At 55.8% G+C, this 19,718-nt stretch carries 19 protein-coding genes and 1 riboswitch; of the genes, 12 read left to right on the top strand and 7 right to left on the bottom strand.

Features of this window, described 5'->3' with window-relative positions; all coding sequences use genetic code 11:
- Window positions 1-23 precede the first annotated feature (23 nt).
- On the bottom strand, window positions 24-413 hold the full coding sequence (locus IV493_RS02180; protein ID WP_195857669.1) for an accessory factor UbiK family protein: 390 nt from the start codon (window positions 411-413) through the stop codon (window positions 24-26).
- Window positions 414-584: 171 nt separating this feature from the next.
- Window positions 585-742: riboswitch (FMN riboswitch) on the top strand.
- Between the two features lie 110 nt (window positions 743-852).
- On the opposite strand from IV493_RS02180, the gene ribB reads away from it, so the two are divergent.
- Together ribB and ygiD are read left to right on the top strand one after the other, a co-directional pair.
- Complete coding sequence (gene ribB / locus IV493_RS02185; protein WP_033784063.1) at window positions 853-1,509, top strand: 3,4-dihydroxy-2-butanone-4-phosphate synthase; 657 nt, start codon at window positions 853-855, stop codon at window positions 1,507-1,509.
- A 236-nt stretch (window positions 1,510-1,745) separates the two neighbouring features.
- Window positions 1,746-2,531 carry a 4,5-DOPA dioxygenase extradiol gene (ygiD, locus tag IV493_RS02190; protein WP_195857670.1) on the top strand — a complete coding sequence of 262 codons (786 nt, stop codon included), beginning with the start codon at window positions 1,746-1,748 and terminating at the stop codon, window positions 2,529-2,531.
- Between the two features lie 53 nt (window positions 2,532-2,584).
- On the opposite strand, the gene IV493_RS02195 is transcribed toward ygiD, so the two are convergent.
- The 3 genes from IV493_RS02195 to tolC all read right to left on the bottom strand — a co-directional run bounded on the left by IV493_RS02195 (window position 2,585) and on the right by tolC (window position 6,033).
- The gene (locus tag IV493_RS02195) at window positions 2,585-3,745 is read right to left on the bottom strand and encodes a glutathionylspermidine synthase family protein (RefSeq protein WP_013359058.1); all 1,161 of its coding nucleotides are present in this window, start codon (window positions 3,743-3,745) and stop codon (window positions 2,585-2,587) included.
- Between the two features lie 7 nt (window positions 3,746-3,752).
- Window positions 3,753-4,424, bottom strand: coding sequence for a DUF1190 family protein (locus IV493_RS02200; protein ID WP_033733914.1), 672 nt, complete (start codon window positions 4,422-4,424; stop codon window positions 3,753-3,755).
- 142 nt (window positions 4,425-4,566) lie between these two features.
- Window positions 4,567-6,033: an outer membrane channel protein TolC gene (tolC, locus tag IV493_RS02205; protein WP_095706657.1), complete on the bottom strand. Its 1,467-nt coding sequence runs from the start codon at window positions 6,031-6,033 to the stop codon at window positions 4,567-4,569.
- A gap of 213 nt (window positions 6,034-6,246) precedes the next feature.
- On the opposite strand from tolC, the gene nudF reads away from it, so the two are divergent.
- From nudF to IV493_RS02235, 6 genes are all read left to right on the top strand, one after another.
- A complete protein-coding gene (gene nudF / locus IV493_RS02210; protein WP_195858144.1) occupies window positions 6,247-6,882 on the top strand; it encodes an ADP-ribose diphosphatase in 636 nt (211 codons plus the stop codon).
- Entirely contained in the window at window positions 6,879-7,304 is a 426-nt protein-coding gene (locus IV493_RS02215; RefSeq protein WP_008925735.1) for a DUF1249 family protein, read from the top strand. The genes nudF and IV493_RS02215 overlap by 4 nt, the downstream gene beginning before the upstream one ends.
- Before the next feature lie 42 nt (window positions 7,305-7,346).
- Window positions 7,347-8,174 (top strand): 3',5'-cyclic-AMP phosphodiesterase, encoded by an 828-nt coding sequence (cpdA, locus tag IV493_RS02220; protein WP_013359054.1) that lies wholly within the window; start codon window positions 7,347-7,349, stop codon window positions 8,172-8,174.
- Window positions 8,175-8,177: 3 nt separating this feature from the next.
- Entirely contained in the window at window positions 8,178-8,759 is a 582-nt protein-coding gene (gene yqiA, locus IV493_RS02225; protein ID WP_013359053.1) for an esterase YqiA, read from the top strand.
- Between the two features lie 49 nt (window positions 8,760-8,808).
- The gene (gene parE / locus IV493_RS02230; protein WP_033784060.1) at window positions 8,809-10,704 is read left to right on the top strand and encodes a DNA topoisomerase IV subunit B; all 1,896 of its coding nucleotides are present in this window, start codon (window positions 8,809-8,811) and stop codon (window positions 10,702-10,704) included.
- Window positions 10,705-10,798: 94 nt separating this feature from the next.
- Entirely contained in the window at window positions 10,799-11,698 is a 900-nt protein-coding gene (locus tag IV493_RS02235) for a LysR substrate-binding domain-containing protein (RefSeq protein WP_013359051.1), read from the top strand.
- A 373-nt stretch (window positions 11,699-12,071) separates the two neighbouring features.
- Here the strand turns inward: IV493_RS02235 and IV493_RS02240 are convergent, their stop codons facing one another.
- Both IV493_RS02240 and IV493_RS02245 read right to left on the bottom strand, forming a co-directional pair.
- Window positions 12,072-12,380, bottom strand: coding sequence for a putative quinol monooxygenase (locus tag IV493_RS02240; protein ID WP_013359050.1), 309 nt, complete (start codon window positions 12,378-12,380; stop codon window positions 12,072-12,074).
- 48 nt (window positions 12,381-12,428) lie between these two features.
- A complete protein-coding gene (locus IV493_RS02245) occupies window positions 12,429-13,010 on the bottom strand; it encodes an NAD(P)H-dependent oxidoreductase (RefSeq protein ID WP_013359049.1) in 582 nt (193 codons plus the stop codon).
- 167 nt (window positions 13,011-13,177) lie between these two features.
- Between IV493_RS02245 and IV493_RS02250 the strand changes: the two genes are divergently transcribed.
- The 4 genes from IV493_RS02250 to ftsP all read left to right on the top strand — a co-directional run bounded on the left by IV493_RS02250 (window position 13,178) and on the right by ftsP (window position 18,764).
- Window positions 13,178-13,942: a transporter substrate-binding domain-containing protein gene (locus IV493_RS02250; RefSeq protein ID WP_095706662.1), complete on the top strand. Its 765-nt coding sequence runs from the start codon at window positions 13,178-13,180 to the stop codon at window positions 13,940-13,942.
- A gap of 192 nt (window positions 13,943-14,134) precedes the next feature.
- Complete coding sequence (parC, locus tag IV493_RS02255) at window positions 14,135-16,408, top strand: DNA topoisomerase IV subunit A (RefSeq protein WP_195857671.1); 2,274 nt, start codon at window positions 14,135-14,137, stop codon at window positions 16,406-16,408.
- A 45-nt stretch (window positions 16,409-16,453) separates the two neighbouring features.
- A complete protein-coding gene (locus IV493_RS02260) occupies window positions 16,454-17,191 on the top strand; it encodes a 1-acylglycerol-3-phosphate O-acyltransferase (RefSeq protein ID WP_033733902.1) in 738 nt (245 codons plus the stop codon).
- A gap of 142 nt (window positions 17,192-17,333) precedes the next feature.
- Complete coding sequence (gene ftsP, locus IV493_RS02265; RefSeq protein ID WP_195857672.1) at window positions 17,334-18,764, top strand: cell division protein FtsP; 1,431 nt, start codon at window positions 17,334-17,336, stop codon at window positions 18,762-18,764.
- Window positions 18,765-18,838: 74 nt separating this feature from the next.
- Here ftsP and dkgA read toward each other — a convergent pair whose 3' ends face one another.
- Window positions 18,839-19,663, bottom strand: coding sequence for a 2,5-didehydrogluconate reductase DkgA (dkgA, locus tag IV493_RS02270; RefSeq protein WP_013359044.1), 825 nt, complete (start codon window positions 19,661-19,663; stop codon window positions 18,839-18,841).
- Between the last annotated feature and the right edge of the window lie 55 nt (window positions 19,664-19,718).

Here is a 19,718-nt window from a genome sequence, read left to right on the forward strand (position 1 = left end):
GGAGCCTGGCTCCCGCTTAACGCTTATTCTGACTTGTTGTCCGGAACAGGTTTCACGACATCGGCAACCGGTGGCGGTGAAACAGCGGGTGAGGTGGCTACTGAAGCAGATGGTGTGGCCGCTGCAACAGGTGTTGCCGGTGCGGTTGCCGTCGGAGGCGTACCCGCTGATGAACCCTGACTTTCCAGCTGGGCCAGACGCTGCTCCAGCGCCGCCAGTTTCTCCCGCGTACGCAGTAATACCTGCGTCTGCACATCAAACTCTTCACGGTTGACCAGATCCATCCGGGTCAGCTGCGCCTGAAGAACCTGACGAACTTTCTTTTCGACATCATCACCAAACTCACGAACACCTTTAGGCATCGCTTCGTGAACCTGACGGGCAAGTTGTTCAATTTTTTTCGTGTCGATCATGATGATTTCCTGGTTACGGGGAGCTGTGTCAGCGTGTTTACCAACGTAATAAGTGTTAAGTGTAATGCCAGAAATGAAAAGGATAAACCTCAAATCCGTAACGCAGGAAATGCAAAAGCAATTGCGCTATTGATGATTGCCGCCTCAAACGATCGGCGTTATAGTTGAAAGGCTTATTCTCAGGGCGGGGCGCAATTCCCCACCGGCGGTAAATCAGCTTTGGCTGAAAGCCCGCGAGCGCTTTATCTTGATGAAAAGAGAGATAAAGGTCAGCAGATCCGGTGTAATTCCGGGGCCGACGGTTACAGTCCGGATGGGAGAGGGTAACGACATCTGTCGGACAATTGTGTCTGCATCACGTTATTGCCACGTCTTTTTGACGTCACTCCTAAGCACGCCCTGATTCTGGTAACCCATACATTTTAAGGTTTTTATTACCATGAATCAGACGCTACTTTCTGAATTTGGCACGCCTGAACAGCGTGTAGAACGTGCTATCGCCGCCCTGCGTGAGGGACGCGGTGTGATGGTACTCGACGATGAAAATCGTGAAAACGAAGGCGATATGATCTTCGCCGCAGAAACCATGACCGTTGAACAAATGGCACTGACTATTCGTCACGGCAGCGGCATCGTCTGCCTCTGCCTGACCGAAGCGCGTCGCCAGCAGCTCGACCTGCCGATGATGGTAGAAAACAACACCAGCTCCTTTGGCACCGGCTTCACCGTGACCATTGAGGCCGCAGAAGGTGTCACGACGGGTGTTTCCGCGCAGGACCGTATCACCACCATCCGCGCGGCGATTGCCGACGATGCAAAACCAGCCGATTTGCATCGCCCAGGTCATGTCTTCCCGTTGCGTGCCAGCGAAGGCGGCGTGTTAACCCGTGGCGGACACACTGAAGCAACCATCGATTTAGTCACTCTGGCCGGCTTTAAGCCTGCGGGTGTGCTGTGTGAACTGACTAACGATGATGGCACTATGGCCCATGCGCCTGAAGCGATTACGTTCGCGCGTCAGCACAACATGCCGGTAGTGACAATCGAAGATCTGATCGCCTGGCGTCGTACGCACGAAACGCGCCACGCCAGTTAATCTTTCTGCTGCGATAAACAGGCCCCGATCAGGGCCTGTTTCATTTTTTTCATACCGCCATGACGCCGGCTGAACTCTCGCTTTTCCACACTTCTCTCTGCTGAATACCTGTGCCAGCTGTTACGTCAGATTTCATTCAAATTTCCTGGTGATCATCATCATGGTTATCCGCGTGATAACCTGGCAAATGCGCGTATCGTAGTGGCTATTAAACCACCGGATGCCGGAGAGTACGAATGAGCCAGTTACGCATGCCAGCCCTGTTTTTAGGCCACGGCAGCCCGATGAATGCCCTTGAAGAGAACCGCTATACCGCCGCGTGGCGTCACGCAGGCGACACGCTGCCACGTCCACGCGCCATTATTGCGGTTTCGGCGCACTGGTATACGCGTGGCACCGCCGTGACGGCAATGGCAAAGCCGAAGACCATTCATGATTTTGGTGGCTTCCCACAGGCGCTGTTTGATACGCGCTATCCGGCACCCGGATCGCCTGAACTTGCTCAGCAGCTGGTGGAGCAGTTAGCGCCCGTTGAGGTGAAGCTGGATCAGGACTGGGGACTGGACCATGGCTCCTGGGGCGTCCTGATTAAGATGTACCCGGATGCCGATATTCCGGTGGTACAGCTCAGCGTTGATGGCACTAAACCTGCGTCATGGCATTTTGAGATGGGCCAGAAACTGTCTGCACTGCGCGATCAGGGCGTAATGATTGTCGCCAGCGGCAACGTGGTGCACAACCTGCGTAAAGTGCGCTGGGATGGCAACAGCGAAGTCTATCCGTGGGCCAGCAGTTTTGAACAGTTCGTCCGCAATAACCTTGCAGTACAGAGCGATGCAGCTTCTCATCCGCTGGTTAACTTTATGGATCATCCCGGCGCGGCACTTTCTAACCCGACGCCTGAGCACTATCTGCCGCTGCTCTATGTGCTGGGCGCACGTCAGCCGGATGACGTCATCAGTATTCCGGTTGATGGCATGGAGATGGGTGCTATCAGCATGCTGTCGGTTCAGGTAGGTTAGGGCGAAGCTGAGAGAAAACAGGCCAGAAGCTGGCCTGTTATTATCGCGGTGCGTTAACCGATAAAGGCGTGCGGATAGAAACGGGAAAGATCCTGAGTGATCAGGTCGCGATCTTCACGCAGGCCGATCCCAGCCGGTTGATCGTCGATCAGCCAGCTACCAATCAGCGTATAACTGTCGCCAAATTTTGGCAGCGGATGGAACTGCTGGACGATCATTCCCTCTTCGCCGTACGGTCCATCAACGCGGGCAATCTCCTGACCATTCTCTACGATGCGGATGTTAGCCCCTTCACGTGAAAACAGCGGCTTCACCACATATTTTTCCATGTGTGGCACGTCATCTTCCGCGAACCAGGCGGGCAGCAGGTTAGGGTGATTCGGGAACATCTCCCACAGCAGCGGCAGAAGAGCTTTGTTCGAAATGATGCTTTTCCATGCCGGTTCCAGCCAGCGCACGCCAGCATCGCCCAGCTTAGTAGAGAACATTTCACGCAGCATGAACTCCCATGGGTAGAGCTTGAACAGGTTACTAATCACCTGATCATGAGCGTCGGTGAATTCACCTTTTTCGCCCAGGCCAATCTCATCAATATAGAGAAACTCACTCGGCAGACCCGCTTCGGTAGCGCAATCCTGAAGGTACTGCACGGTGCCACGATCTTCGTCGGTGTCGCGGCAGCAGGCGAAGTGCAGCCAGTTAAAGCCGTGCTGCTGATGTAACGCGGCAAAGCGTTCAATCAGCTTTTCCTGCAGGCTATTAAACTGATCGCTGCCAGCGGGGAGCTGACCGGCATTAAGCTGGTCTTCCAGCCAGAGCCACTGGAAAAATGCTGCTTCATACAGCGAGGTCGGCGTATCAGCATTGTTCTCCAGCAGCTTCACATCACCCTTGCCATCCCAGGCGAGATCCAGACGAGAGTACAGCGATGGCTGACGCTGATGCCATGAATCGCGCACGAAATCCCAGGTATGCTTAGGGATGCGGAATTTAGTCAGCAGCGCTTCGCTGTTGACCACTTTTTCCACCACCTGCAGGCACATCTGATGCAACTCGGCGGTGACCTCTTCCAGATGCTCGATTTGCGCCAGCGTGAACTGGTAATAGGCCTCTTCACACCAGTAGGGTTCGCCATGCATGGTGTGAAAACGAAAACCGAACTCGGTGGCTTTTTCGCGCCAGCCTGGGCGCTCTGAAATGGCAATGCGTTCCATCGGGGCGTTAGCCTCCCATTGAGCGGCTGGAGGTGCCGGTGGCGCTGCTGCGCTGCATGCTGTTCTGCTTCGCGACGGTTTCACCGAAGCCACCACGGGTAATGGTCGACGTGGTGGCCGGTTTTGGTGCCAGCGCCGTTTTCGGCACGGTCATGGTTTTGCCGGAGGTAGCTGCGCCGTAGTTACGGCCCGATGCATCAACAAACTGACCATTGGCCGGGCTACGGGCATTTTTCGGCGAGAACAGCGGTTGCTGCGCAAAGCCTGAACCACCGCCCATCATGCGGCCCATCATGTAACCCGCCATCAGTGGCATCCAGAAGCTTCCGCCGCTCTGCTGTGATTCCGCATTGGTGGTGCCTACACCTGCCTGAGCCGGTGTCTGCTGACACTGGTTTTCGCCAAATTCAGCGACACAATCTTCACGGGTGGCATATTTTGGCGCGGTGCGTTCCGCCTCTTTTTTAGCCTCATTGAATGCGGTGGTACATTGCGCACTCTGGCCCGGATTGGCTTTCGAACAGTCATCGGCGTTCTGGTACATCGAAACCGTTTCATCGTTCTGTTCACAGCCAGCCAGCATAAATACCGCCGAAACGGCGATAGCAACGGGCGTTAAATGGCGTGCCTGCCAGCTCTTACGAAAAGCGGCATAGCGAATAGATTTTGTGCGTTTCATTATGATTATCCTGTGCCCAAAGGTAGCGCATAGAATAGGGGATGGGGGGGTAAAATTGAAGCTGGAGGCCTGATACAACAGGGATCTTTACTTAGTTATACGTTCAACAGAGAGGCGGGCCGCAAAGCAGCCCGCCCGCAGATTAATTACCGAAAGGATTACCGCTGCTGTGGCGAGCTGCAGGACGCGCTGCCTCAGAAGAGCCGGTTGCCGCCGGACCGCTATCCACACGTGCGGTCTGCTGGGCATTTTCCGGTGCCACGGTTTCCGGTGACGTCGGGATCTCTTTACCCAACTGACTGTTCAGTTTCTGCAGGCTCTGCTCATTGAGCGTACCCAGCGCATAGCTGATATTCAGCTGGTTAATCAGGTAGCTATAGCGCGCATCGGAAAGCTGCTGCTTCGCGTTATAGAGCACGGTAGTCGCATCGAGCACATCGACGATAGTACGCGTACCCACCTGATAGCCTGCTTCTGACGCATCCAGAGAGCTTTGTGCAGAAACGACGGCCTGTTTGTAGGCGTTGATGCTGCTGATAGACGCATTCACGTTGTTAAACGATGAACGTACCGTCTGGACGGCTGAGCGGTGCGCGCTTTCCAGCGATTCGCTGGCGCTGACGAAGCTGTACTGCGCCTGTTTTACCTGAGAGGTGACGCTACCGCCGCTATAGAGTGGCAGAGAGAAGCTCAGGCCAACCTGATTTGAACCGGTAATCGAGTCAGTAGACCCCTGGCTCTGATTGGCACGGCTGCCGCCATATTTGCTGTTCGACATGCCGGTAGAGGCGGTCAAATCCAGCGTCGGCATATGACCTGTTTCTGCAGAGCGAATCTGCTCACGGGCTAAATCCTGATTCAGACGTGCAGAGAGCAGCGACAGGTTACGGCTTTCAGCCTGTTTAAGCAGCGCACTGACCGCTTCGGGCTTATCGGTTCTGAAGCGATCGATACTCAGCGAAGCCAGCGACATGTAATCCATACCGGTGATCTGACGTAGCGTTTCTACGTTATTATCAAGGTTGTTACGCGCGGTGACTTCATTGGCCAGTACGCTGTCATATTGCGCGCGGGCGTTCTGTACGTCAGTGATGGCAACCAGGCCAACGTTAAAGCGCTGCGTGGTCTGATCCAGCTCGCGATAGATCGACTGTTTCTGCGCTTCGGTGTAAGAAAGCGTATCAATCGCTTTCAGCACGTTGAAGTAGGCGGTCGCGGTGTTCAGTATCAGATCCTGCTGTGCGACCTGATAGGTGACATCCTGAATACCGGCTGCTTTTTCCTGCAGGGTCAGCGCGCGCCATTTCGACATGTCGAAAATAGTCTGGGTTAATTGCAGCGAGCCGCTGGTCGTGTTGGAATGAAGACCGCTGCTGTCGCGATAGCCGTTGTTATAGGTGTAGTCTGCACCCAGGCCGAGCTGGGGTAATAGGGGGCTGCGCGCTTCGTTGATTTTCTCAAAAGCAGAATCGCGATCGGCAGCGGCACTGCGCAGATCCGGGTTGCTCAGACGCGCTTGTTGATAAACCTGAAGCAGGTCTTCTGCCTGGCTGGCGAAGCTGAAACCGCCCAGGCTCAGCCCAATAAAAAATGGGAGCAGTTTTTTCATTTGCATTCCTTTTGTTGCAGCAAATTGCAGTGGGTGCGCTGCCGGGTAAGCCAAAAAATTATCGCCGATTCTAGCAGAGGGCAACTGTGAGATAAGTTGGCTGAACGTGCCTTCTCCCCCTAATTTACGTAAATAATTCAGAAAGAACTACTTACATGGAGCACAGTTACAGGCTTTTTTCGCTCCACTCCAATCTGCACAAGGAACCTGATGATGCCGGAAGAAAAAAAATCCCCTGTGACTTTCACAAAAAACGATGTAGAAATTATTGCACGCGAAACCGTCTATGATGGTTTTTTTTCCGTCGAACGTTACCACTTCCGCCACCGCCAGTTTAATGGCGAAATGAGTGGGGAAGTGCAGCGTGAAGTTTTTGAGCGCGGACATGCCGCCGTGCTGCTACCTTATGATCCCTTACGCGATGAAGTGGTGCTGATTGAACAGATCCGCATCCCGGCTTATGACAGCAGTGCTTCACCCTGGCTGCTGGAGATGGTCGCCGGCATTATTGAACCCGGCGAATCGGTTGAGCAGGTTGCGCGCCGTGAAGCCGTTGAAGAAGCAGGTTTAGACGTTGGCCGGGTTAAGCCTGTGCTTAGCTATCTGGCCAGCCCTGGTGGCACCAGCGAACGTCTGTCGGTGCTGATTGGGGAAGTGGATGCCAGCCAGGCAGAGGGATGCCATGGTCTGGAGGAAGAGAATGAGGATATTCTTGTGCATGTGGTGAGCCGCGAACAGGCTTATCGCTGGGTGGAAGAGGGGATAATCGACAATGCGGCGTCTGTCATCGCCCTGCAATGGCTGGCGTTGCACCATGAAAAACTACGCGAAGAGTGGATACAAAAATGAAACAGCGCTATACCCCTGACTTTCCCGAAATGATGCGGCTCTGCGAAACCAACTTCGCCCAGTTACGCCGCCTGCTGCCGCGCAACGATGAGGCGGGCGAATCGGTGATTTATCAGGTGAGTGGCGCCCGTTATCAGCTGACGATTCAGGAGTCGACGCGCTACACCACGCTGGTGGAGATCCGCCAGGTCGCGCCTGCCGTGAGTTACTGGAGCCTGCCCTCAATGTCGGTCCGGCTCTATCACGATGCGATGGTCGCCGAAGTGTGTTCAACTCAACAGATCTATCGCTTCAAAGCGCGCTATGATTATCCTAATAAAAAATTGCATCAGCGCGATGAAAAGCATCAGATAAACCAGTTTCTTGCAGACTGGCTGCGCTACTGCCTGGCGCATGGCGCAATGGCAGTTCCGGTCTGCTGATGCGTATAATGCAGTAAATGGCGTGGAGACGAAGGAAACGCTTTGGATAGCCTGCTAACTCTTCCTGCAGCGAACGGTTCCGAAATCAGGATTTTGCAAATCACGGATACTCACCTGTTCGCGGGAAAACATGAATCGCTGCTTGGCGTGAACACCTGGTCGAGTTATGACGCGGTGCTGGATGCGATTATTGCGCAACAGCGCGACTATGACCTGATCATCGCCACCGGCGATCTCGCCCAGGATCACTCTGTCGAAGCCTATCAGCATTTTGCTGAGGGTATCTCACGTTTACCGCGCCCCTGTGTCTGGCTGCCCGGTAATCACGACTTTCAGCCCGCGATGGTCGACACGCTGGCGGCAGCGCACATCAATGCCCACAAGCAGGTGCTGGTGGGTGAGCAGTGGCAAATTGTGTTGCTCGACAGCCAGGTTTACGGTGTCCCGCATGGGATGCTGAGCGACTATCAGCTGGAGTGGCTCGACAACGCACTGTCCCGCTTTCCGCAACGTCATACGCTGGTCCTGCTGCATCACCATCCGCTGGCCTCGGGCTGTACCTGGCTCGATCAGCACAGCCTGCGTAATTCCCATCAGCTCGATGCGGTGTTACAGCGCTACCCGTTAGCCCGGACGCTGGTCTGTGGTCATATTCATCAGGAGCTGGATCTGGAGTGGCACGGCCGCCGCGTGCTGGCCACACCCTCAACCTGCGTCCAGTTCAAACCGCACTGCACCAGCTTTACAATTGATACCGTGGCACCGGGCTGGCGCTGGTTTACCCTGCATCCGGATGGCGGCCTTGAGACCGAGGTCAACCGACTCGACACCGACGCTTTTCGTCCCGATTTAGACTCAGAAGGATACTGACGCGTGGCGGCATTGCTTTATCTGCACGGTTTTAACAGCTCGCCGCAGTCGGCGAAGGCAACGCAGTTCCGGCAATGGTTAGAGACGCAGCATCCCGGGATCGAGATGATCGTGCCTCAGCTGCCGACTTTTCCGGCCGATGCCGCGGCCATGCTGGAAGATCTGGTACTGAGCCGTAGTGGCGAAACGCTGGGGCTGGTGGGCTCCTCGCTGGGCGGTTATTACGCCACCTGGCTGTCGCAATGCTTTATGCTGCCTGCCGTGGTCGTTAATCCTGCGGTGCGACCTTTTGAGCTGCTGGCGGATTTCCTGGGCGAAAATCAGAATCCCTACACCGGCCAGCAATATGTGTTAGAGTCACGCCACATTTACGATCTCAAAGTAATGCAGATTGAACCGCTGGAAGCGCCCGATTTACTCTGGCTGCTGCAACAGACCGGCGATGAAGTTCTCGATTACCGCCAGGCGCTCGACTATTACAGCGCGTGCCGTCATACGGTAGAAGAGGGCGGTAATCATGCATTTACTGGATTCGAGCGCCATTTCCCGCAGATTCTGGACTTTCTCGGTCTGAATCATCCCTGAGTAATGCGGAAATCGCACCCCATTTCACCCTTCTAATCAGACATTTACGATGAGTCAATCTAACTATAACGCGGATGCCATTGAGGTCCTGACTGGCCTTGAGCCTGTTCGCCGTCGTCCGGGCATGTACACCGATACGACGCGTCCCAACCATTTGGGTCAGGAAGTGATTGATAACAGCGTCGATGAGGCGCTGGGCGGCCATGCGAAGCGGGTTGAAGTGATTCTGCACGCTGATCAGTCGCTGGAAGTGATTGATGATGGTCGCGGCATGCCGGTGGACATCCACCCGGAAGAGGGCGTGCCCGCTGTCGAGCTGATCCTGTGTCGTCTGCATGCGGGTGGCAAGTTCTCCAACAAAAACTATCAGTTCTCGGGCGGCCTGCACGGCGTCGGCATTTCTGTGGTTAATGCCCTGTCAAAACGTGTTGAAGTCACGGTGCGCCGTAATGGCGAAATCTATGACATGGCGTTTGAAAATGGCGACAAAGTGCAGGATCTCACCGTCACCGGCACGGTGGCGAAACGTAATACCGGCACGCGCGTCCATTTCTGGCCTGATGAAAGCTTCTTCGACAGCCCGCGTTTCTCGGTATCGCGTCTTTCCCATCTGCTGAAAGCCAAAGCGGTGCTCTGCCCTGGCGTTGAGATTGTCTTCAAAGACAAGCTGAACAATACCGAGCAGCGCTGGTGCTACGAAGATGGCCTGACCGACTATCTGTGTGAAGCGGTGAATGGCCTGCCGACGCTGCCGGAAAAACCTTTTGTCGGCAGCTTTGCCGGTGATGTGGAAGCGGTGGACTGGGCGCTGTTGTGGCTGCCGGAAGGCGGCGAGCTGTTAACGGAAAGCTACGTTAACCTGATCCCGACCATGCAGGGCGGGACGCACGTCAACGGCCTGCGTCAGGGGCTGCTGGATGCGATGCGTGAATTCTGCGAATACCGCAACATTCTGCCGCGTGGCGTGAAGCTCTCAGCGGAAGATATCTGGGATCGCTGCGCCTATGTGCTGTCGGTGAAGATGCAGGATCCGCAATTCGCCGGACAGACCAAAGAGCGTCTTTCTTCACGTCAGTGTGCTGCCTTTGTCTCTGGCGTCGTAAAAGATGCCTTCAGCCTGTGGCTGAACCAGAATATTCAGACGGCGGAAATGCTGGCTGAGCTAGCGATCTCCAGCGCCCAGCGGCGTATGCGGGCAGCCAAAAAAGTGGTGCGTAAAAAGCTCACCAGTGGTCCGGCACTGCCGGGTAAACTGGCGGACTGCACCGCACAGGATCTGAATAAAACAGAACTGTTCCTGGTGGAAGGGGACTCGGCAGGTGGCTCGGCCAAACAGGCGCGCGATCGTGAATATCAGGCGATTATGCCGCTGAAAGGCAAGATCCTGAACACCTGGGAAGTCTCTTCCGATGAGGTGCTGGCGTCGCAGGAAGTGCATGATATTTCCGTGGCGATCGGCATCGATCCTGACAGCGAAGATCTGTCGCAGCTGCGCTATGGCAAGATCTGCATTCTGGCGGATGCGGACTCCGATGGTCTGCACATTGCTACGCTGCTCTGTGCGCTGTTCGTGAAACATTTCCGTTCACTGGTCAGAAATGGTCACGTCTACGTTGCGATGCCGCCGCTCTACCGCATCGATCTCGGCAAAGAGGTCTACTACGCGCTGGACGAAGATGAGAAAGAGGGCGTGCTGGAGCAGTTGAAACGCAAAAAGGGCAAACCGAACGTTCAGCGCTTTAAAGGGCTGGGCGAGATGAACCCGTTACAGCTGCGTGAAACGACGCTGGATCCGAATACCCGCCGTCTGGTCCAGCTGACGATCAGTGAAGAGGATGTGGATCAGACGCTGCGCATGATGGATATGCTGCTCGCGAAAAAACGTTCCGAAGACCGGCGTAACTGGTTGCAGGAAAAAGGCGATTTGGCCGATATTGAAGTGTAAAAAAACAGGACGCGAAAGCGTCCTGTTCTCTTTGTGCTTCAGCCCGCACATCCTCAGAGAACCCGGCAGATTCAGAGCAGAGACAGTAACCCTTGTGAAAATTACCCTGGAAGAGCTACGCGCCTGGGTGGCGGTGGTGGACAGCGGTTCCATTACGGCGGCGGCAACCCAGCTGGCGCAGACCAGTTCGGGCATTAGCCGGGCGTTGTCGCGGCTGGAGAGTAAGCTGCAGACCACGCTGTTGCATCGGACTACCCGACGGCTGGCGCTGACTGAAGAGGGACAGGTCTTTCTGGAGCATGCGCGCCAGATCCTGGCCTCGGTTGAGCAGGCGGAAGAGCAGATTGCGCTGCGGCGCGAGATGCCGTCAGGACGGCTGCGGGTGAACGCTGCGACGCCCTTTATGCTGCATGTGATTGTGCCGCTGGTGGACGATTTTCGCGCCCGCTATCCGCTGATCCAGCTTGAGCTGAATACCGACGATATTATGATCGATCTGCTGGAGCAGCAGACCGACATTGCCATTCGTATCGGGGAATTGCGCGACTCCACGCTGCGCGCCCGGCTGCTTGGCAGTAGTGCAATCCGGCTGATGGCCAGTCCGGCCTATCTGGCGAAAGCGGGCACGCCACAGAGTGTTGCCGATCTCGCGCAGCATCAGACTATCGGCTTCAGTTATCCTGACACCCTCAACGTCTGGCCGATTTGGCAGCCCGATGGTGATTTTATGCGCGTCAAGCCGACACTCGCAGCCTCCAGCGGTGAAACCATCCGGCAGCTGGCGCTGGCAGGACAGGGTATCGCACGGCTCTCCGACTTTGTCAGCCGGGAAGATTGTGCCGCTGGCCGACTGGTGCCGGTTCTTACCGCGGAAACCCGCGATTTGCGGTTGCCGGTGCATGCGGTTTATTACCGTAATACCACGCTCTCGTCGCGTATCGGCTGTTTTCTCGATTTTCTCCGCACCGAGATTGATCGGCGTCAGATGCTTTAAACCGGTATGTCAGAAACAAAAAACCTCTGTCACAGAACAGAGGTTTGAGGAGGGTGACAAAGTCTGGCCGGTTTTGCTTTCTGATTGTGCCCGCTCAGGGAATATGGACAGATCGGAAAGACGCTCAAGCCAGTCCCTGGTCGCTCTACCCGCGCGATTACGCACCTCATCCCTGAGGTGCGCCCTTGTCGGGCCAACGCTTTGCGTTTTTCAAAAACGCTCCCGGCGTTTTTGTCCCTGACGCGGGACGCTTTCCTCTTCTGCCCATATTCCCTTCGGGTTGAGCTAATGCGTTGCTGCCAGAGCCACTCAGCTTTGAGTTTGCCAGCAGCCTCCGGCACGAATACAGGAGCATTAGCAATCAGCTTATTAGTCAGGCACTCGGTTCCAGCACCAGAATCTTCACATCCACCACATCATCTTTAATGATGGCGCGATGCGCATCCATGTGCGGCATCTGCTGATGCTGCTCAAGATGGCGCAGCGTTTCCCACTGCTCCAGCATGAAAATAGAGTCTGGCGAGTTCTGCTTCCATGGCACCTGCGCCTGATGATCCAGCAGCGCGTCATACTGATGGCAGCCATCTTCTTCTAAGACCTGCGGGATCAGCTTTTTCACTGCATCCAGCACAGCCTGACGGCGACCGGGTTTAACACAAATTTCAGCTACGACTGTTAACATTCTCGAATTCCTCTTTCGTGAGAAAATAGGGGGTATCCCCTTACCATCTTACGCAAAAACACGGCTAAGATGGGTCCGATAAGCGGCAATATCGCGTGGCACGTCCGGCGCTTTAATCACGTCGTTGCAGATAAAGGTCGGCAGCGCGTCCATTCCCAGGAACTGGTTGGCCTTGTGGAAGTGCAGATAGAGACCATCGACGCCGACGCCTTCAAAGAACTGCTCCGGGTCGGTAAAGGCCTGCAGCGGCGCATTCCAGGTCAGAGACAGCATATATTTTTTGCCCTGCAGCAGACCGCCGGAACCATATTTTTTTGCTGCATCGGAACGGGTACGGCCATCACTGGCATAGAGCGAACCGTGGCCTTCAGTAAAGACTTCATCGATGTAACGCTTCACCGTCCAGGGCTCGCCCATCCACCAGCCCGGCATCTGATAAATCACCACATCGCTGTCGACATATTTCTGCACTTCATCGGCGATCACGTAATCGCTGTCAGCTACGGTGACTGACACCTCATGTCCCATGTCACGCAGCTGGCTGGCCGCAACATCGGTCAGCGTGTGGTTCAGTTCGCCTTTAGAGTGGGCAAAAGTTTTGCCGCCATCGATAATTAAAATCCTGCTCATGAATAGGTTGCCTCGTTTCCTGAATATGGCGCTCAGCTTACGCGCGCCACAGCCGCAGAAAAATGCGAGGTTGATCACAACACTTTTGCTGTAGCAGCAACAATACGCCGGTTTATGGCACCATCGGTGGGCAAACTCACCATAAAAAATCATAGAAAATAATCAGAATGAAAAAATTAATCCTCGCTTTGCTGCTGGCCAGCGGTGCTGTCCATGCGCAGTCTCATCTCGACACCGTTCTCAGTTCTAAGACGCTCAAAGTCTGCACCACCGGCGATTACAAACCCTACAGCTATCTGCGACCCGATGGTCAGTATGAAGGGCTGGATATCAGCATGGCGAACGCGCTGGCGACGTCGCTTGGTGCGAAGGTGGAGTGGGTACAGACCAGCTGGAAAAACCTGATGCCAGACTTTCTGGCAAAGCAGTGTGACATCGCCGTTGGCGGCGTCTCCGTCACGCTGAAACGCCAGCAGACCGCCTGGTTCGCGCAGCCGCTGGACGTGGATGGCAAAATCCCGCTGGTGCGCTGCAGTGATAAAGAGCGCTTCCAGACCATCGAACAGCTCAACCGGCCTGATGTGCGGCTGATTGAACCGGCTGGCGGCACCAACGAAGCCTTTGTCCACAGCCATCTGCCAGAAGCCTCACTGACGCTATTCCACGATAACGTCACCATCTTTCAGCAGCTGGTCGATAACAAGGCGGATGTGATGATCACCGATGCCTCTGAAGCGCGTTTTCAGCAGCAGCATTACCCGACGCTGTGCGCGATCAATCCTGATAAACCGCTGCAGTATGGCGAGAAGGCTTACATGATCCCGCGTGACGACATCAGCTGGAAGCTCTATGTCGATCAGTGGGTGCATCTCAGCACCGCCACCGGTGAATATCGCGATATTGCCCGGCAGTGGATAGGGGCAAAGCCCTGATTCACTTCCGCAGAGAGGTCAGGGACTTGCCGGTCTGAATCCGGCGTGCCTCCGGCACATGAAATCGCCCGGCGGGACGCCTCTTGTCCCGTGCTTCCCCTGTGACTAACACCAGGGAATAAGGTACTATCCTCGCCAAACCACCGCCGGGTGTCCCGCCGTTGTGGGTCACGATGTGAGGATGAAAAATTCATGAGTGAACTGACGCAGGATGGTGCAGAGCGTCTTGCCCTGCATACCTTTACCGAAGATGCGTATTTAAAATATTCGATGTACGTCATCATGGACCGCGCGTTGCCTTATATCGGCGACGGGCTGAAGCCTGTACAGCGACGCATTATCTACGCCATGTCGGAACTGGGCCTCAATGCCAGCGCCAAATTTAAAAAATCGGCGCGTACCGTGGGTGACGTGCTGGGTAAATACCATCCGCACGGCGACAGCGCCTGCTATGAAGCAATGGTATTGATGGCGCAGCCGTTCTCCTATCGTTATCCGCTGGTCGACGGTCAGGGTAACTGGGGTGCGCCGGATGATCCTAAGTCGTTTGCAGCTATGCGTTACACCGAATCACGGCTGTCAAAATATGCCGAGCTGTTGTTAGGTGAGTTAGGCCAGGGAACGGTAGAATATCAGCCAAATTTTGACGGCACGCTGCAGGAGCCGAAAATTCTGCCAGCGCGTCTGCCCAATATTCTGCTCAATGGCACCACCGGTATTGCCGTAGGTATGGCGACCGATATTCCGCCGCACAATCTGCGCGAAGTCGCTCAGGCTGCCATTGCGCTGATTGACGCCCCGAAAACCACGCTGGAACAGCTGCTGGATATTGTTCAGGGGCCTGATTACCCGACCGAGGCTGAGATCATTACGCCGCGTGACGAAATCCGCAAAATTTATCAGACCGGGCGCGGCTCCATCCGCCAGCGTGCGGTATGGAAGAAAGAAGAGGGCGAGGTGGTTATCACCGCGCTGCCGCATCAGGTATCAGGCGCGCGCGTGCTGGAGCAGATTGCTAACCAGATGCGCAACAAAAAGCTGCCGATGGTGGAGGATTTGCGTGATGAGTCGGATCATGAGAACCCGACCCGTCTGGTGATCGTGCCGCGCTCTAACCGCGTCGATCTCGATCAGGTGATGAACCATCTGTTCGCCACCACCGATCTGGAGAAGAGTTACCGCGTTAACCTTAATATGATCGGCCTGGATAACCGCCCGGCGGTGAAAAACCTGCATGAGATCCTGACCGAATGGCTGGTGTTCCGCCGCGACACGGTTAAACGTCGTCTGAACTACCGACTGGATCGCGTGCTGCGCCGCCTGCATATTCTGGAAGGTTTGCTGGTCGCATTCCTGAACATCGATGAAGTGATCGAGATCATCCGTACTGAGGATGAGCCGAAGCCGGTCCTGATGTCGCGCTTTGGCATCAGTGAAACGCAGGCCGAATCGATCCTCGAACTGAAGTTGCGCCACCTGGCAAAACTGGAAGAGATGAAGATCCGTGGCGAGCAGGCGGATCTGGAAAAAGAGCGCGATCAGCTGCAGGCGACGCTGGCGTCTGAACGCAAGATGAATACCCTGCTGAAAAAAGAGTTACAGGCTGACAGCGCCAGCTACGGCGACGATCGTCGTTCGCCGCTGTGTGAGCGTGAAGAAGCCAAAGCCCTGAGCGAAACCGAGCTGGTGCCGTCTGAACCGGTCACCATTGTGCTGTCGCAGATGGGCTGGGTGCGCAGCGCCAAAGGCCACGATATTGATCCCGCCGGACTGAGCTATAAAGCGGGCGACAGCTATCTGGCTGCTGCACGCGGCAAGAGCAATCAGCCTGTGGCCTTTATCGACTCCACGGGCCGCAGCTATACGCTGGATCCGACATCGCTGCCTTCTGCGCGCGGACAGGGCGAGCCGCTGACCGGTAAGCTGACGCCACCGCCGGGTGCGGTGGTTGAACAGGTGCTGATGGAGCCAGATGACCAGCGTCTGCTGATGGCGTCTGATGCGGGCTACGGCTTTATCTGTACCTTTAGCGATCTGATATCGCGCAACCGCGCCGGTAAAGCGCTGCTGACGCTGCCCGACAATGCCCGCGTGATGACGCCAATGGCGGTGCATCATGAAGATGACATGCTGCTGGCGATTACTCAGGCGGGACGCATGCTGATGTTCCCGGTTGGCGAACTGCCGCAGATGTCGAAAGGCAAGGGCAACAAAATCATTTCCATTCCGTCAGCAGAAGCTGCTGCGGGTCAGGACAAACTGGCCTGGCTGATGATCCTGCCGCCGGGCAGCGCGATCACACTGCACGTGGGCAAGCGTAAAATGCTGCTGCGCAGTGAAGAGCTGCAGAAATTCCGCGCCGATCGCGGACGTCGCGGCACGCTGTTACCGCGCGGCCTGCAAAAAATTGATCGTGTTGAACTGGATGCGCCTGCGCGTCCGGTGAGCCCGGATAGCGAAGCGTAAACAACCCGGCTGACCCTGCGTCAGCCGTGGCTCAATGAGGGAACTATGTTACTGATTCTGCGTGCCATTATCGTCGTCATTTATTCGATCCTGATCTGTATCTTTGGCTGTATCTGGTGTCTTTTTTCACCACGCGATCCGCGCCACGTCGCCACTTTTGGCCATCTGTTCGGCAAATTGTCGACGGTATTTGGTCTTAAAGTCGATCTGCGCAGACCGGAAGGCGCGGAGAATTATGGCAATGCGATCTATATCGCCAACCATCAGAACAACTACGACATGGTCACCGCGGCCAAAATGGTGCAGCCCTATACGGTCACCGTGGGCAAGAAGAGCCTGCTGTGGGTGCCGTTTTTTGGCCTGCTCTACTGGCTGACCGGCAACCTGCTGATTGACCGCGATGACCGGGCGAAAGCGCGCGGCACCATCGGTGAGCTGGTGGATCAGTTTAACCGCAAGCGCATCTCTATCTGGATGTTCCCGGAAGGGACGCGCAGCCGTGGCCGTGGCCTGCTGCCGTTTAAAACCGGTGCCTTCCACGCTGCCGTGGCGGCGGGCGTGCCGATCATTCCGATTGTGGTCTCCAATACCCATGGCAAGATCGATCTCAATCGCTGGAACAACGGTCTGGTCATTGTTGAGATGCTGCCGCCGGTTGATGTAAAAGCATTCGAGTCTTCGTCGGTGCGTAAGCTGGCAACTCACTGCCGCGAACTGATGGCGGCGAAGCTGGAAGAGCTCAATGCCGAAGTCGCAGAACGCGAAAAAAACGGAAAAATCTGACCGGCGAGTCATTCGCCGAACTATCCTGCATGGATGCCGCGCGGCGAGCCTTATCCGGCTCGTCGTGAACGCAGCACAGCAAAAACAGATCAATAAAAACAGGGCCGGCGCTTAGCGCCACGCGTAAAGGGTCAGAAGTTTTATGTCTTTCAGCAGACGTCAGTTCATCCAGCTTTCTGCCGGAGCGGCGCTTAGCGCCAGTTTACTCCCTCATGCGGCATATGCCGCTTCTTCAGCTAATGGCGATACGCCACTTCCGGTTCCGCCGTTGCTGGAATCCCGTCGCGGCCAGCCGCTGTTCCTGACGATGCAGCGCAGCCACTGGTCATTTAATGGCGACAATAACAAAGTGCCGGTGTGGGGCATTAATGGCCTCTACCTTGGCCCGACCGTCCGGGTTTACAGCGGTGACGACGTTAAGCTGATCTACAGCAACCGGCTGAATGAGTCCGTCTCCATGACCGTCAGCGGTTTGCAGCTGCCGGGTGCGTTAATGGGTGGCGCGCCACGTATGATGTCGGCCGGTGTCGACTGGGCGCCGGTGCTGCCGATTCGTCAGGCAGCCTCAACCTGCTGGTATCACGCCAATACCCCAAACCGCATGGCGCCGCATATCTATAACGGTCTGGCAGGCATGTGGCTGGTGGAAGATGACATCGGCAAACAGCTGCCGCTGCCGAAGCATTACGGCGTCGATGACTTCCCCATCATCATTCAGGACAAGCGGCTCGATAACTTTGCCACGCCGGTCTATGACCCGCCGCAGGATGGTGGTTTCCTGGGTGATACGCTGCTGGTGAATGGGGTACGCAATCCTTATGTTGAGGTGTCACGCGGCTGGGTGCGCCTGCGTCTGCTGAACGCCTCGAATGCGCGACGCTATGAGATGGTGCTCAGCGACAATCGTCCGTTTATGGTGATTGCCAGCGATCAGGGCTATCTGCCTGCGCCGGTTGCGGTGCAGCGTCTGTCACTGGCGCCGGGCGAACGTCGTGAAGTGCTGGTGGATATGTCGCAGGGTGACGAAGTGTCGATTACTGCCGGAACGGCGGCAGGCATTATGGATCGGCTGCGAGGTTTCTTTGAGCCATCTTCTATTCTGACTTCCACCCTGATCCTGACGCTGCGCCCAACTGGCTTACTGCCGCTGGTGACGGATAATCTGCCGATGCGGCTGCTGGCCGACCAGATTCTGGATGGCGTGGCGGTGCGCACCCGTGAATTCCGCATCGGTGATAGCATGCCGGGCATCAACGGCGCGCTCTGGGATATGAACCGCATTGACACCACTGCGCAGCAGGGCACCTTTGAGCGCTGGATCCTGCACGCCGATCGGCCGCAGTCGCTGCATATTCAGGGCGTGATGTTCCTGATTAAAAGTGTGAATGGCGCACAACCGATGGGTGAAGATCGTGGCTGGAAAGATACGGTGTGGGTCGATGGCAGCGTGGAACTGATGGTCAGCTTCCCGCAAAGTTCGTCAGATCACTTCCCGTTTGTCTACCACAGTCAGACCCTGGAACTGGCCGATCGCGGTACGGCGGGTCAGCTGGTGGTGCAGCCCACGGCATAACAGCGCGGTCAGGCGGGAAGAACCCGTCTGACCGCGTTACTCTCTCAGCCCGGCTACGGCAGGGCTGAGGGTTTTTAGTTAAAGGTTTCCGGATCCGGTCCCAGACGATTGCCGCTGTCCAGTTTCGCAATATCACTCACTTCATGCTTATCCAGACGGAAGTCGAACACCTTAAAGTTCTCTTCGATACGCGCTGGCGTCACCGACTTCGGAATCACCACCAGACCGCTATCCAGATGCCAGCGGATCACGATCTGCGCCGGGGTCTTGCCATATTTCTTCGCCAGCGACTTGATGATCTCCTGATCGAAGACCCCTTTACCGCCCTGCGCCAGCGGACTCCAGGATTCGGTCTGGATCTGGTGCAGCGCGTTCCACGCATGCAGCGTGCGCTGCTGCAGCATCGGGTGCAGCTCTATCTGGTTCACGACCGGCGTCACACCGGTTTCATCCAGCAGACGCTTCAGGTGCGCTTCATGGAAGTTACAGACGCCGATGCTTTTGGTCAGCCCCTGCTGCTGCAGTTCGATCATCTTCTTCCAGGCATCAACGTAATGGTCTTTTTCCGGGCACGGCCAGTGCATCAGATAGAGATCGACCTGATCCAGTTTGAGTTTTTCCAGGCTGGTTTCCATCGCCTGCTGAACATTCTGCTGATCGTCGTTCCACAGTTTGGTGGTCACGAAAATCTCTTCGCGCGGTACGTCGGTTTCCTGCAGAGCCTGGCCAATCGCCTCTTCATTCTTATAGGCGGCGGCGGTATCGATTGAGCGATAGCCGACCTCAAGCGCTTTCAGCACCGCATGACGCGCATCTTCGATGCTGGCCTGCCATACACCGAGTCCGAGTTGCGGCATCATATTGCCATCGCGCAGTTTGATAATGGGTTGGTCTGCCATAGTTGCTCCTTTCCGTTGCGGTTAACCCGTGAGAATTCACTGTGCTTAAGTCTAG

This window comes from Pantoea sp. SM3640 (assembly GCF_015654165.1).
Classification (GTDB): domain Bacteria; phylum Pseudomonadota; class Gammaproteobacteria; order Enterobacterales; family Enterobacteriaceae; genus Pantoea; species Pantoea vagans.